Source organism: Bacteroides timonensis (genome assembly GCF_000513195.1).
GTDB lineage: Bacteria > Bacteroidota > Bacteroidia > Bacteroidales > Bacteroidaceae > Bacteroides > Bacteroides timonensis.
Genome location: NZ_CBVI010000127.1, coordinates 16,365 through 29,854 on the forward strand (window position 1 = coordinate 16,365; position 13,490 = coordinate 29,854).

The window sequence follows — 13,490 nt, forward strand, 5'->3', positions numbered from 1 at the left end:
AATTTATTCCCGATTTGGCTATTTTTCTTCCGGTATATCCAGTTCTCCCTGAAAACTGATGGACTGACGGTTCTGCATATTCACGAATATCGTAGATGATCCGTTACTGAAGACGTCTATACTGAAATCGAACTTATCCTCCTCACTTCGTGCAGAGAACTTTATCTTGGCTGTTTCCTTCTTGTCCCACTCCAACTTATAGTCAGTGAGTGGAGCTTTGAAGTTTAACCCTTCTCCTCCGCCATAAGGAATAGAGTAAGCACGCCCATAGTAAGGTAGATAAGATATAACGGAATCATTTCTTATTTCCACAGAGTACGGTGAAGTTAGTGTAACAGACCGTCCTCGTGCAGGAAGAGCTCTGCTTACATTTATTTTATACTTCCCGGATGTGACCAGCTTTTCAACAGCCTGCTTCTTTAGTTCTTTTTTCTCTTTCTTAGTTTGTGCCGAAAGAGTAGGCATACTCATTGCAGTTATCAGCAATAAGGAGAAAATAATTCGAATCGTTTTCATACTATACTTTTTTATCGGTTATGTATATGATTAACAATCAATTTTCTCACTCTTATCCAGCACTCTTATTTTAGCGGTAGTAGAGCCGATATCCAGACCGACTTTGTAAGTATCCATAATAGAATTCAGCTGATTTGATATATAAATAATAAAATCAGATATATTAGTCTGACACTAATGTCAGACTCTACAAATGTACGAAATCTTTTGGAAAAGGTGAGCGATTGTTTTTATTTAACTTTTTGAAACTATTTCCTGAATTCTGCTGGTAGAGAGTCTGTCTGACGTTTGAAAAACTTCACAAAAATAAGAAAGAATGTCTTTTTATTCCTTACTCTCTGAATTATTTGCTACTTTTGCAGATGTCCGACTAAATTTTACCGTCGTAAACTTTATGCAGGTAAGTTTAACGGGAGTAAAAGTTGAATCGTTTAAGATATCAGTTATGAGATTTTATAATCGAGAGAAGGAATTGGCTTTGTTGGAAAAAGTACGTCAAGTTTCTTTTTCTGTTCATTCTCAAATGACAGTCCTTACAGGTCGTAGGCGTATTGGCAAGACCAGTCTTGTTTTTAAAAGTTGCGAGGGTACGCCAACGGTTTATTTATTTGTCAGCCGGAGCAATGAGGCAGACCTTTGTTCCGGTTTCACAGCTGAAATACGTCAGTCGCTGAATATCTATGTTCCCGAATTTATAAGTTTTGCTGAGTTATTCCGTTTTCTGATGGATTTGGGTATGCGTATGAAATATAATTTAATTATTGATGAATTTCAAGAGTTCTATTATATCAATCCGGTTGTTTACAGTCTGATGCAGGATACTTGGGATCGGTATAGGAAGCAGAGTTATGTCAACCTTGTGGTCAGCGGATCGGTTTATACACTTATGAATCAAATATTCAGAGATTCGAAAGAACCGTTGTATGGTCGTGCTGACACGATTATGAAGCTTCTTCCTTTTACAACATCTGTTTTAAAAGAAATCTTAGCAGACCATAAGCCGGATTATGTGAAGGAAGACCTTTTGGCTCTCTATACATTTACAGGAGGAGTGCCTAAATATATAGAGCAGTTTATGGACAGAGGTTGTACCGATATGGAAAGTATGGTTGATTTGATGTTGCAACCGGATTCTTCCTTTCTTACAGAAGGGACAGCTTTGTTGATACAGGAGTTTGGAAAGAAATATGGCAATTACTTTTCAATTCTGTCGGCTATTTCTAATGGTAAAAATACATTGCCGGAAATGGAAGCTGCTATGGGGGGAATAAGCTTGGGCGGCCAATTAAAGCGATTGGAAGAAGATTACGATCTGGTAAAGAAAAAACGACCTATACTTTCCAAAGAGAATTCGCAAACAGTTCGCTACGATGTTTCTGACCTCTTTTTACGTTTTTGGTTCAGATACTTCATCAAATATCAGAATTATATTGAGATACAGAACTACGAATGCTTGGCTGATATTATCAAAAAGGATTATCCTACGTTCTCCGGTCTGGCACTTGAAATGTATTTCCGTCAGCAGATGATAGAAAGTAGGGAGTTTGCGGAGATTGGTTCATGGTGGCAAGGGAAAAATAATAAAGACCAGGATGAGATTGATATCGTAGGTCTGTACGCTGAAGAGAAGAAAGCTTTAGTAGCCGAAGTAAAACGACAATCCAAAAACTTTAAACCAGATTTATTTACACTTAAGGTAGAGGCTTTGCGGAAAAAAGTTTTATTTAAGTATGAAATAGAAAGTCGTTTGTTCTCGATGGATGATATGTGATCCGAAGTGACAGATTTAATGGAGATTGGATTTGTTGTCAAAAAGAAAAAAGCCCCTGTAAGTCAGAGGCTTTTTTCTGTGATCCAGCTGGGTCTTGAACCGAGCGGTTCACAAGTCTTAAAATCAATATTTTAGCGCACCTCTATCTTTTAAGGGGTACGAATTAGGCACTTTTTTCAAAGAACATTTGGCTTCCCTTGTCGGGATTGTGTCTGCCTTTATCTTCGGTTCAAAGATACCACTTTATTTTTTAATACGCAAATCATTGAAAATAAATATTCTACGGTTAGTGCAAGGTGCAAGCTATATATATAGATATATACTTGCACCTTGCACTAAATTCTCTCCGGGGATTTGCATGGCATAAAACAATTCACTATCTTTGCTTGCATGAAGAAAACAAACCAATCGGATATTGTGTTGTAAGCAATCTGCATTTCTAATGTAGATTGTTCTTTACGTTTACTCTCGGATAATTCTTTCCGGGAAGTATTTTCGTGTGCTTATATTATAATTTTAATCTGCGTATAGGTAAGGCATCATTATGTTTTCCCTGTATGCAATATATACAATGAAAATGAATAACGATAACAACACAATTTACGGGTTTGATGTAAATTTAATTTGTGAATTTTTTCTTAATACAAAAAGGCAAGGTCCGGGAAGTCCTGATGTTACATTAAAGGCTTTAAGTTTCATTGATAATCTGAGTGATACTGCGCAAATTGCAGACATTGGTTGTGGAACGGGAGGTCAAACTATGGTTTTGGCACAAAATGTATCAGGAACTATTACAGGACTTGATTTCTTTTCAGGGTGTATTGACAAGTTTAATCTTGATGCCTTAAAGCTGAATTTGCAAAACAGAGTGAAGGGGATTGTCGGCTCAATGGACAATCTGCCTTTTGAAAAAGAATCTTTAGACTTGATATGGTCGGAAGGTGCTATTTACAATATCGGCTTTGAGAGAGGTATAAATGAATGGCGTGATTATTTGAAACCTGATGGGTATATTGCAGTTTCGGAAAGCTCATGGTTTACAGAAGAGCGTCCGGCTGAAATACACGATTTTTGGATGCAGGAGTATCAAGAGATAGATACAATTCCTGTTAAAGTCGCGCAAATGCAGAGGGCTGGCTATCTCCCAGTCGCTTCATTTGTATTGCCGGAAAAATGCTGGACGGAACATTACTATCAGCCTTTGATTGAAGCCCGTAAACTAATGCTGGAAAAATATCCTCATAATGAAACCGTAAAGAAACTCATAGAGTTTCAGCATCTTGAAGAAGCATTATACAATAAGTATAAAGGCTTCTATGGCTATGTATTTTATATCGGAAAGAAAATCTAAAACTTTCACTGTCAGTGAAAGTTAAAAACAGGGAGGGTGCAACAAACGTGAGTTGCACCCTCTAAAATATCCCTTTCGTTCTATCCAGTTCCTTATGCCACTGTCTTAACGCAGGACAAAATAGCAACTAAAAGAACATAACAAATTTAATCACATTCTTTGAAATTCCCGTTACCGACTTCTACCAATCAGTAAATTTCTATCAAACAATCTTGGGAGTTGAACTTATGGTAGCCGAATATAATAACGAGAAAATGGCTTGTTTCGTGCAGGACGGACAAACGGTAGGTGCTATATCTTATGCATCGAACTTCAAACCCTCAGAGCATGGTGTATTAATTCACTTTAACTATGAAGACATTGACAGGTCAATCCGGCAAGTAATGAAGCAAGATGCAGTATAGTTATTCCCAAGACTAAAATTCAAGCCGAGGGGAAAGGGTCTTTTGCCGTATTTGCAGACCCTGCGGACAATCACATTGGACTTTACATCGACTAATTTGTGTCGAAGATATAACTGTAAGTTGATATGAAGTAACTTTCCGAGAAAAATAAACCAATATTTCTTTGTCAATTCAAAAATAATGTGTATGTTTGCAGTGACCAATAATAACAAAATAGTCATACAGTATGGCAAAAGCATTTGATGACAACGAAAGAAAGCTTATAAAGGATAAACTCAAAGAAGGAGCTTTGCTATTTATCCAGCAGCAAGGGGTACGTAAAACTTCTGTAGATGAGCTTGTTAAATATGCCAATATTTCTAAAGGGGCATTTTATCTGTTCTATACATCAAAAGAACTTCTTTTTTTCGATACGATAATAGACTATCATAAAAAACTGGAAAAAGAATTTCTAAATGCCGTAAATAGGCATACCGATAATATTACGGTTGATACATTGACAGATATTATATCTGACTTGCTAATCAACAACAAACCATACTTTGTATCTGTCTTTGTAAATAGTGACGTGGAATATCTAAGCAGAAAACTCCCTCAAGAAGTACTTTCAAAACACGTAGATGATGATGTCATGCTGGCAAACGAACTACTAAAATTTATTCCAGAAAGTAAATCAATTGACGCAAAGGTATTTGCAGGGGCTTTAAGAGCTGCATTCTTGACTATTCTAAATGAGAAAACAATTGGAACAGATATTTACAATGAAGTTTTCAAGTTTATGGTTAGGGGGATAGTGCAGCAACTATTTAAAGACTAATCCAGCACAACAAGATTATATAATATCAACTGACTATGTGCAAATATGCTGCATAGCGAGGTTCTGAATCTATAATATGACTATATAAACAATTTTAGTCATACGATATAAAATTTAAAAATTATGATTACAGTAAAAAACTTATCGTTTAGTTATTCTCAACTACCATTTATTGAGAATATGAATTTTCAAGTAAGAAGCGGAGAAATATTTGGCTTCTTAGGACCCTCTGGAGCAGGGAAAAGCACTCTTCAAAAGATATTAATAGGTATGCTCCCTAAATATAAGGGGAGTGTTTCTGTTAATAATAATGAGGTTAGAAATAAGTCTAATCATTTCTATGAGAGTATTGGTGTCGATTTTGAATTCCCAAGTTTTTATGAGAAATTCACCGCATTGGAGAACTTGAAATTCTTTGGTTCTTTATATGACTGCAAACTTATTCCTGCCGAACAATTATTAGAAATGGTCGGACTGTCACAACATGCCAACAAGAAAGTGGCAGGTTTTTCTAAAGGCATGAAATCCAGATTAAACTTTGCCCGGTCAATCATTCATCAGCCCAAAGTATTATTTTTGGATGAGCCGACATCAGGTTTAGACCCCTCAAACTCCCAAGTGATGAAAAACATTATTCGTGAGCTTAAAAATAAAGGAGTGACAATCATTCTGACTACTCACAATATGCACGATGCAACCGAACTTTGTGACCGTGTGGCATTTATTGTTGATGGCAACATTAAAGCTATGGACACTCCTCATAATCTTATCATGTCAAGGCGTTATAATGAAGTGACATATTCATATTTGGAGAATCAACAAGAATTGAATACTACAATCGCACTTGACAAAATAAGTACAGATAAAAAACTGCAATCTCTGATTCAAGCTAATGCCTTGTTATCAATACATAGCAATGAGCCGACATTAGACAATATATTTTCAGAAATAACAGGGAGGAAATTACTATGAAACTTAAAGGTTTAATACTAGGCGATATTCGGCAACAATACAAATATGGTTTTTATGCCCTATATACACTATTTACACTAGTGTATATTACAGTATTGCGCATTCTTCCTATGCCGTGGAAAGAACTATGCACAACTACCCTTATATTTTCAGACCCCGTACTGATTGGATTAATGTTTATGGGAGCAATCATATTATTCGAGAAAAGCGAAAAAGTAATGCAGGCATTAGCAGTTTCGCCCATATCGGTACACGCATACATTTTGTCAAAGGTAATTTCTATCGGACTGATTTCTTTGCTAAGTGGAGTGCTAATCGCATTGTTCTCAGGAATGGAACATTCTTACATACATCTTACTGTTGGAATCATGTTAGGTTCGGCATTATTCACACTGGTTGGAATATCACTTTCCGCTTTTATTTCAACCATGAATAACTTTATGCTGATTATGGTTCCCACTTTGATAATATCCGTAGCTCCCATATCAATTTATACAATGGGCTATAAGTCGGGAGTTATGCTATTGCACCCAAGTATAAGCCTTATAGAACTTATGTCTGGGAACATCAGTATCATGTCTCTAATGGCAATAATCATTTGGTGCATTGCGATGTATATTTTTTCTTGCCTGTCAGTAAAAAAAATGATGACGATATAATGATATAATTATGAATCAGAATATTATTTCCTTCAAAATGTTTGTCAGAAACATATTCTCAGATGGTATGTTATCTGCAATAATATGTATTCCGTTACTATTGGCGGCAATATATAGGTTTGTTTTCCCCTTGATTGTACAGCATTATCCAATGCTAAAGGATTTCAGTCTATATTATCCGATACTGGATTTATTCCTTGCAATTATGTGTCCTTATATGATTTGCTTCGCTTCGGTCTTAGTGGTATTGGATGAAACGGACATGAAAATCAACAGGTATATCACAATCACCCCACTTGGAAAGAAGGGTTATCTTATATCAAGATTGATTATTCCTGTTTTATTTGCAGCCATTGTTTCTTTCGTGCTGCTTTCTTTCTGTTCCGTATCAGATATGTCAGTATGGACTACATTTATCATATCCATATTGGCTACAATACTAAGCGTTGTGGCTGCTATGATTATTTTGGCATACGCGGGAAATAAAGTGGAAGGCATGGCACTTGCAAAAGTATCTGCTTTGGTTATGGTGGGATTAATCATACCTTTTGTGATTACAGATAGTACCCAATATGTATTTTCATTTCTCCCTTCTTTTTGGATAGCCAAGTTTCTGATAAGCAACAACTATTGGTTTATTCTACCAGCTATCTTTCTTTCCGGGGGACTAGTTTACATATTATATAATAGGTATAGCACAAAAATATAGTTTCTCCCAAAACTGCTAATTGAGAAAAACGCTATCTTTGCAACCCTAACAGAAAAAAGAATAGTTGTTCAACAATATGAAATGGCAGTTGTGCATATAGCTACGCCGGGCGAATAGCACCCTCGATTAACGCTATTCAGCAATAGACAGGCTTATCGTTTAAGTTTGTCTATTACTGCCTTGTCATTATCCCTAATTGTAAATCTACAAGATTGTTTTGCTGTCCAAGCGGCATGGCTTATTGTATCATATTGGTTTGAACAAATGAATTATACCTATAAGAAAATTTGGCTCATCGCTTTTCCTGTAATGATGAGTATACTTATCGAACAACTGATAAATATTACCGATGCCTTGTTTTTGGGGCATGTGGGTGATGTGGAATTGGGCGCATCCGCCCTCGCCGGAATATGGTTCTTGGCTATTTATATGCTCGGCTTCGGGTTCAGCTTGGGGTTACAAGTGGTAATTGCCCGCCGTAACGGGGAACAGCGGTATTCAGAAACGGGGAAGACTTTCTTTCAAGGTTTTTCTTTCCTGTTGTCGCTGGCGGTGGTTCTTTGCCTGTTGTCCCAAATTCTTTCTCCTGTACTCCTGAAACATCTGATTGCTTCGGGAGATGTCTATAACGCTGTTATCTGTTATTTGGACGGACGCATTTGGGGACTGTTTTTCTCCTTTCCGTTTCTTGCCTTACGTTCATTCTTGGTAGGCATCACGCAGACAAAAGCCCTGAACATGGCGGCTTTTACTGCCGTGCTGGTAAATATTCCCATGAACTGGCTTCTGATATTCGGTTTCGGTATGGGCATATCGGGGGCGGCTATCGCATCGTCATTGGCAGAACTGTGTTCGTTAATCGTCCTGACAACCTATGTGTTTCGACACATCAACAGGCATCTGTATGGCTTACATTGGAGCATGGATATGACAGTACTGAAAGAAATCTTTTCTATCTCGGTATGGAGCATGTTGCAATTCTTTATGAGTGTAGCCATTTGGTTTCTGTTCTTTTTGGCTATCGAACGTTTAGGGGAAATGGAGCTGGCAGTGTCGAATATCGTCAGAAGCGTTTCTGCCTTGTTCTCCGTCATTGTCAATGCCCTATCGGGTGTTACCAGTTCTTTGGTCAGCAATCTGATTGGTGCGGGTGAAAAGAAGAATGTCTTTCCGCTTTGCCGCCGGATTATCCGTTTGGGGTATGCGGCAGGCGTTCCGCTGATAGTCCTTGCCTTGCTCTTTCACCAGTCCATTATCGGGGCTTACACGGAAAATCCGGCAATCGTACAAGCAGCATGGCTACCTTTTGCAGTCATGCTATTGAATTACTTCTTTGCGCTGCCCGGCTATGTCTATCTGAATGCCGTAACCGGGACGGGGGCGACACGAACAGTCTTCATATTTCAAGTGACGACTACGATTGCCTACCTGTTCTGTTTATGGGGACTAAGCCATTGGAATGTCCCACTGGCGGCTTATTGGGCTGTGGAATACTTATATGTCATACTGCTTGGAATGCAAGCTATTATTTATCTGAAATACAAACAATAGCGGCAATGAGGAACGGTAGTATAAAAGAAGAAACGGATAGGATATTGGAACAAATAGAGGTCGATATATCAGAAATCGACCTCTACGGCTATGATATTATTGAAACTTCTCTTTCAATGGTACATAAGTTACAAAGCATACTTAATGATTTAAGGATGAGAGTTCAAACCTATGTCTTTCCAACCAAAGAGGATGAAATACTATTCTTCAAGACGCAGAAACCGGAAATACTTGCCCGATTATTATTCTTCTATAAGATTTATCGGATAGAAACACAATGTCCTAATGGTAGCGATGAAGTAATTAGAAGCTATATCAATCGGGAACTGGATAATCTGACCTATTTCTTCAATCGCAACTTGGACTTTTACCAATACTATCGTTCACATTCAACGGTGTACGATGAATATTATTTTGTTCGTGGGAATGCAGATTTACGTTTATGCACCGATAGCGCACAATTCGATAAAGACCCGAATTTTTCAACCGGATATGACTATAAGGTGGCTAAAATTATAGCCAATGAAATGCTGCGTATTTATCTGAACAAACGATTAGTGAAGCTGGAAACAGACAATCAGATAGAAGACAATCTTCAAAAGTATCTGAAATATCCTTTCCGTTTCACGGGTAAAAAAGTCTTTTTGATAGAATTAGGGTATGCCCTTGTATCTGCGGGTGACATTAATAACGGCAATGTAGAGATAAAAGAAATGATGAAGTTTCTTGGTACGGTGTTTCAAGTCAATTTGGGCGATTACTATGCTTCTTATATAGCCATGAAAGAGAGAAAAGACCGGACGGCATATCTTCATCATCTTATAGATAGCCTGATTAAACGGATGAATGAGGATGATATGAAATAATCCTCTGTATTACAATGTAAAGAAGTACCATGTTTACCCCAATATGGTACTTCTTTTTTTGTAGGTAGTTTTATTGACAAAATGCCGTTTTTCAATGGGATTATCCGTTATTTTACCCGATTTTCCCTTAAAAAAGTAATACCATGATAGGTACAACCATGACTTTTAGGTTATTTCTTCTACCGAACTTTGCGGCAAATCAACAAGTTAGCAATATGGAGATTATAACATTCGAGTCCAAAGCCTACAAGGAATTGGACAATAAGATTACCGCCATTGCAAACTTCATCTTCAACCAGTTGGACGAAAGCAGGACGAATGAGGATGAAATTTGGGTGGACAGTTACGAGGTTTGCACCTTTCTTCAAATCAGCGACCGTACCCTGCAACGCTTACGGGCTAATGGAACTATCGCCTATTCCAATATTGGAGGGCGTTGTTATTACAAGATAGGCGAGTTGAAACGCCTGTTGGAAGAACGGCTGATAAAAAGCAATGATGAATGTATGCGTAATTTAGTTGCAAATCACGAGGCTTATGTTAAGGAAAGACGAAATTCTAAGCAGGACAAATAGCGGATTGTCTGTGTTCAAGCACTATCTACCCGGCAACTGGCGCATTGGTCGGAATTTTCTTAATCCGTTTTATCTGGATAAGAAAGCATCGTGCAACATCTACTTCGACCGCCATAGCGGTATGTACAAGATGAAAGACTTCGGCAACGACAATTATAGCGGCGATTGTTTCTTCTTCGTGGGGCAGTTAAAGGGGATGGACTGTAATCGGGCGGCTGACTTCGTGGAGATACTGGAAATCATCGACCGGGATTTGGGCTTGGGGCTGGCTTCCGGCACTCCGGTTTCCATTCCCCCGGCAACCGTCCGCCAGGCAGTGCCGGACAAAACCGAAGAGACACCCGAAAGGCACGTCAAGCCCTACCAGTTCCGGGAACAGAAGTTTCCACTTGCCGAACTGGTGTACTGGCAACAGTACGGCATCACGCCCGAACTGCTGGAACGTTACAAGGTCTGCTCGCTCCGGGAATACAACAGCGAAACGGCAGAGGGGAAACCGTACACCTATACTTCATCGGTGGCAGAACCCATGTACGGCTACAAGGGCAAACAGCACATCAAGCTGTACCGCCCGTTCTCCACGCCCCGCTTCCTCTACGGGGGCAGCTTCGGCGAGAACTACTGTTTCGGACTGGAGCAACTGCCAGCCAAAGGTGACACGCTATTCATTACGGGCGGCGAGAAAGACGTGCTTTCGCTGGCGGCACACGGTTTTAATGCTATCTGCTTCAATAGCGAAACGGTGACTATCCCGCCTACGCTGGTTTATCGGCTAACATTCCGTTTCAAACACATCATCCTACTTTTCGATATGGATAAAACAGGCAAGGAAAGTTCACGCAAGCAGGAAAAGCTATTGGAAGAATTTGGCGTGAAACGTCTGTTGCTCCCGCTTCCGGGAACGAAAGAGGAAAAGGACATATCCGACTACTTCAAAGCCGGGAACACCCGTGAAGATTTTCTGAAACTGTTTATCGAATTTTTAGACAACCTGTATAGTGACACTTTGATTATGCTTAAATCATGCGAGATAGATTTCAACAACCCGCCCGCCAAAGCACAAGAGATTATTTCGGCGGGTGACGTTCCGTTAGGGACACAAGGCAACCTGTTCGGAATCACCGGGGGCGAGGGAACGGGAAAGAGCAATTACGTAGCCGCAATCGTGGCGGGCTGCATCTGCCCCGCTGGTGCGGACATAGATACGCTGGGTATACAAATAACCGCCAACGGCAGGCATAAGGCGGTATTACTCTACGACACCGAACAGTCGGAAGTGCAACTGTTCAAGAACGTAAGCAACCTGCTGGCACGTGCCAAACAGCCGGACAAACCCGATGAACTGAAAGCGTTCTGCCTGACGGGTATGTCACGCAAAGAACGCCTGAACGCCATTGTGCAGAGCATGGATAAGTTCTACTACCAGTACGGCGGCATCCAATTGGTCGTCATTGACGGCATCGCCGACCTTGTTAAGAGTGCCAACGATGAAGCTGAAAGCGTGGCAGTGATAGATGAACTTTATCGGCTGGCGGGTATCTACAACACCTGTATTCTTTGTGTGCTGCACTTCGTCCCGAACGGTTTGAAATTGCGGGGACATTTGGGTAGTGAGTTACAGCGCAAGGCGGCTACAATCCTGTCCATTGAAAAAGACGAAGAACCCACCCAGTCCGTGGTGAAAGCACTGAAAGTGCGTGACGGTAGCCCGCTGGATGTTCCTCTGATGCTCTTTGCATGGGACAAAAAAGCCGGGATGCACGTTTACAAGGGTGAGAAACCCCGTGAAGAAAAAGAGAAGCGCAAGGAAAGGGAACTGGTAGGCGTTGCCCATGACATTTTCGGGCGACAGACACATATTACTTATATAGACCTTTGCGAACAGTTACAGCAGGTCTTGGATGTCAAGGAACGCACCGCAAAGAGTTACATCCGCTTTATGCGTGAACGGGAGATTATCATTAAAGACCCGGCGAACCAAAGCTATTTTATGATAGGTCTTATTTAATCCGGTAGCCTTATGTATATAGACAATGACAACTTCGTGGTTTGGATGGAGCGTATTATGGATAGGCTCGATATGCAGGACAAAAAGATAGACCGTCTGTTAAGCGGTCACAATTATCTGAACGGTGAAAAACTCCTTGACAATCAGGATTTGTGCTTTATGCTGAAAGTGAGTACCAAAACCTTGCAACGTTACCGGAAGAAAGGAATACTGCCTTACTTGACGTTAGACGGAAAATATTTCTACCGTGCAAGTGACATACACAAGTTAATCCGTGAACGCATGGATTGAATGGTTATTCTTTCCAGTTTTTATTATTCGTCCTGCCTTGTTATAGTAACATGGCAGGATTTCTTTTATTTGCAAGGTTATTCCGGTGATTTTCGCTACTTTTGCAAAAGTAACATAAGAGAATAACGGCGGTTGAACAGTTTCGGCTGTGATTTCGTCATTATATATAACATATTCGTTCGCCGAATATCTCACTACGAAAACTGGCACTTTTCAAAAGAAACGGGATTTTCAGCGCAATGTCTATGCTATGCTTTGTCATAGCGTGGACTTGCCTGTTTCGTTTCTTTGGGTATGCCAGTACCTCGTAGTGGAGCAGTGTAAGTTCACGCTTCTTTTTTGAGGTATCAACGAATAGGTTGAAAAAGATTATCAACTGTTTAATACCTGATAGGATGAAACAAATTAAAGCGCATATCGCCGTATCTCTTGACGGACATACAGCCACCTTAGATAAGGAACTGGATTGGTTACCCGATAAAGTAAAAACTATCGTTGGCAAATACTATTTGGATGCAGATTGCCTGCTTATGGGGGCGAACACCTACAACTACATCTTTGAACACTGGGGCGGGTGGCCGCACAAAAGCAAGCGGTCTTTTGTGGTGTCACACTACGACACCAACGTGACGCCGGACTGCGGCGTGGAGTTCCTGACCGAAGAACCGCTGCAAAGGGTCTATGAACTGAAACAGGAAGCCGACATGCTGGTGGTGGGCGGCGGCAAGCTGCTTACTTCATTGATTAAAGCCGGACTGCTGGATAGCCTGACAATCTACACCGTCCCGGTCATGACGGGCAAAGGCATCGGTTTTATCGGGGAAACATTCGGTTCGCTGTGGAAACTCTCGGAAAGCAGGGTGCTGGATAACGGGGTGGTCTGTTCGAGCTACCTGTTTGGCGGGAGCGTATAAAAAAATGCGCCCGGTTCCCGCCGGGCGCAACCACTAAAATTTCAATTATCATAAGTGGCAAAACCTATCACAATGAAATTCCAGCT

Annotated in this window: 13 protein-coding genes and 1 pseudogene; 13 read left to right on the top strand and 1 reads right to left on the bottom strand. The window is 40.2% G+C overall.

Features of this window, described 5'->3' with window-relative positions:
* Window positions 1-18: 18 nt before the first annotated feature.
* Entirely contained in the window at window positions 19-516 is a 498-nt protein-coding gene (locus tag BN161_RS22905) for a DUF4251 domain-containing protein (protein WP_044270584.1), read from the bottom strand.
* 445 nt (window positions 517-961) lie between these two features.
* Here BN161_RS22905 and BN161_RS22910 point away from each other — a divergent pair, with 445 nt between their 5' ends.
* The 13 genes and pseudogenes from BN161_RS22910 to BN161_RS22970 all read left to right on the top strand — a co-directional run bounded on the left by BN161_RS22910 (window position 962) and on the right by BN161_RS22970 (window position 13,404).
* Window positions 962-2,287, top strand: a complete 1,326-nt coding sequence (locus tag BN161_RS22910; RefSeq protein WP_044270602.1) for an ATP-binding protein — start codon at window positions 962-964, stop codon at window positions 2,285-2,287.
* Between the two features lie 577 nt (window positions 2,288-2,864).
* Window positions 2,865-3,638 (top strand): class I SAM-dependent methyltransferase, encoded by a 774-nt coding sequence (locus BN161_RS22915; RefSeq protein ID WP_044270603.1) that lies wholly within the window; start codon window positions 2,865-2,867, stop codon window positions 3,636-3,638.
* A 137-nt stretch (window positions 3,639-3,775) separates the two neighbouring features.
* Window positions 3,776-4,137: pseudogene (locus tag BN161_RS22920) on the top strand (VOC family protein).
* 131 nt (window positions 4,138-4,268) lie between these two features.
* Window positions 4,269-4,859, top strand: coding sequence for a TetR/AcrR family transcriptional regulator (locus BN161_RS22925; protein ID WP_044270586.1), 591 nt, complete (start codon window positions 4,269-4,271; stop codon window positions 4,857-4,859).
* A gap of 123 nt (window positions 4,860-4,982) precedes the next feature.
* Window positions 4,983-5,831, top strand: a complete 849-nt coding sequence (locus BN161_RS22930) for an ABC transporter ATP-binding protein (protein ID WP_044270589.1) — start codon at window positions 4,983-4,985, stop codon at window positions 5,829-5,831.
* Window positions 5,828-6,490 (top strand): fluoroquinolone export ABC transporter permease subunit, encoded by a 663-nt coding sequence (locus tag BN161_RS22935; protein ID WP_044270591.1) that lies wholly within the window; start codon window positions 5,828-5,830, stop codon window positions 6,488-6,490. Before BN161_RS22930 ends, BN161_RS22935 begins: the two co-directional genes overlap by 4 nt.
* Before the next feature lie 10 nt (window positions 6,491-6,500).
* Window positions 6,501-7,199 carry a hypothetical protein gene (locus BN161_RS22940; protein ID WP_044270593.1) on the top strand — a complete coding sequence of 233 codons (699 nt, stop codon included), beginning with the start codon at window positions 6,501-6,503 and terminating at the stop codon, window positions 7,197-7,199.
* A 264-nt stretch (window positions 7,200-7,463) separates the two neighbouring features.
* Window positions 7,464-8,750 (top strand): MATE family efflux transporter, encoded by a 1,287-nt coding sequence (locus BN161_RS22945; RefSeq protein WP_044270595.1) that lies wholly within the window; start codon window positions 7,464-7,466, stop codon window positions 8,748-8,750.
* A gap of 20 nt (window positions 8,751-8,770) precedes the next feature.
* Window positions 8,771-9,616, top strand: a complete 846-nt coding sequence (locus tag BN161_RS22950; protein ID WP_044270605.1) for an RteC domain-containing protein — start codon at window positions 8,771-8,773, stop codon at window positions 9,614-9,616.
* Between the two features lie 158 nt (window positions 9,617-9,774).
* The gene (locus tag BN161_RS22955; protein WP_081743775.1) at window positions 9,775-10,191 is read left to right on the top strand and encodes a helix-turn-helix domain-containing protein; all 417 of its coding nucleotides are present in this window, start codon (window positions 9,775-9,777) and stop codon (window positions 10,189-10,191) included.
* Window positions 10,154-12,199 (top strand): AAA family ATPase, encoded by a 2,046-nt coding sequence (locus BN161_RS22960; RefSeq protein WP_044270598.1) that lies wholly within the window; start codon window positions 10,154-10,156, stop codon window positions 12,197-12,199. Before BN161_RS22955 ends, BN161_RS22960 begins: the two co-directional genes overlap by 38 nt.
* A 12-nt stretch (window positions 12,200-12,211) precedes the next feature.
* Window positions 12,212-12,490 carry a helix-turn-helix domain-containing protein gene (locus BN161_RS22965; protein ID WP_044270599.1) on the top strand — a complete coding sequence of 93 codons (279 nt, stop codon included), beginning with the start codon at window positions 12,212-12,214 and terminating at the stop codon, window positions 12,488-12,490.
* Window positions 12,491-12,885: 395 nt separating this feature from the next.
* Window positions 12,886-13,404, top strand: a complete 519-nt coding sequence (locus tag BN161_RS22970; RefSeq protein ID WP_044270601.1) for a dihydrofolate reductase family protein — start codon at window positions 12,886-12,888, stop codon at window positions 13,402-13,404.
* Window positions 13,405-13,490 lie beyond the last annotated feature (86 nt).